Source organism: Halopenitus salinus (genome assembly GCF_042662125.1).
Taxonomy (GTDB): domain Archaea; phylum Halobacteriota; class Halobacteria; order Halobacteriales; family Haloferacaceae; genus Halopenitus; species Halopenitus salinus.
The window spans coordinates 1-1431 of sequence record NZ_JBHSXL010000022.1; the positions used below are offsets into that span (position 1 = coordinate 1).

At 60.4% G+C, this 1431-nt stretch carries 1 rRNA gene; it reads right to left on the reverse strand.

Annotated features, from left to right (window positions below):
- Positions 1–21: 21 nt before the first annotated feature.
- Positions 22–1431, reverse strand: a 16S ribosomal RNA gene (locus ACFQE9_RS15165); the annotation flags it as partial.

Genomic DNA, 1431 nt, shown 5'->3' on the forward strand with positions numbered 1-1431 from the left:
CGTCTACGAGTCTCGGTCTGTAGGAGGTGATCCAGCCGCAGATTCCCCTACGGCTACCTTGTTACGACTTAAGCCCCCTTGCGAAGCCCAGATTCGACTCCCTCTCGGGAGCCTCATCCGGACCTCACTCGGGTGCTTTGACGGGCGGTGTGTGCAAGGAGCAGGGACGTATTCACCGCGCGCTGCTGACACGCGATTACTACCGAATCCAGCTTCATGTGGGCGAGTTGCAGCCCACAATCCGAACTACGACCAGGTTTGTGAGATTACCGTCTCCTTTCGGAGTTGGAACCCATTGTCCTGACCATTGTAGCCCGCGTGTTGCCCAGCACATTCGGGGCATACTGACCTACCGTTGCCCGTTCCTTCCTCCGTGTTGGCCACGGCGGTCTCCGTACTGTCCCCAGCCACGGTGAGTGCTGCTGGCAAGTACGGATGCGGGTCTCGCTCGTTGCCTGACTTAACAGGACGCCTCACGGTACGAGCTGACGGCGGCCATGCACCTCCTCTCTGTAGCTCGTGGCGAGGTCATCAACCTGACCGTCATTACTACAGTCGATGCTGGTGAGATGTCCGGCGTTGAGTCCAATTAAACCGCAGGCTCCTCCGGTTGTAGTGCTCCCCCGCCAATTCCTTTAAGTTTCATCCTTGCGGACGTACTTCCCAGGCGGCCTGTTTAGCGGCTTCCCTACGGCACAGCACCCGCTCGTAGCGGGGGCCACACCTAACAGGCATCGTTTACGGCTAGGACTACCCGGGTATCTAATCCGGTTCGAGACCCTAGCTTTCGTCCCTCACCGTCGGATCCGTCCTCGCGACGTGGTTTCCCCATCGGCGGTCCGTCCAGGATTACGGGATTTCACTCCTACCCTGGACGTACCCGTCGCGCCTTCCGGTCCCAAGCCTGCCAGGTTCCGCCGGACGCCCACGCGTTGAGCGCGTGGATTTCCCGACGGACTTGACAGGCCGGCTACGAACGCTTTAGGCCCAATAAGATCGGCCATCACTCGAGCTGCCGGTATTACCGCGGCGGCTGGCACCGGTCTTGCCCAGCTCTTATTCGGTGACCTCCCTACGGTCACCAAAAGCACAGGCACTATGCCTGCGCACTCGGGGTCCCCTTATCGCACTGGCGTGCAGTGTAAAGGTTTCGCGCCTGCTGCGCCCCGTAGGGCCCGGAATCTTGTCTCAGATTCCGTCTCCGGGTTCTTGCTCTCACAACCCGTACCGATTATCGGCACGGTGGGCCGTTACCCCACCGTCTACCTAATCGGCCGCAGCCGCATCCTTCGGCGCCGGAGCGTTTGCGACTCCCCGCATTCCAGCCGGGGAGTCGGATGACGAATTAGCCTCAGTTTCCCGAGGGTATGCGTCTCCGAAGGGTAGCTTGGCCACGTGTTACGGAGCTATATGCCACGAGTCTAAGCTCGT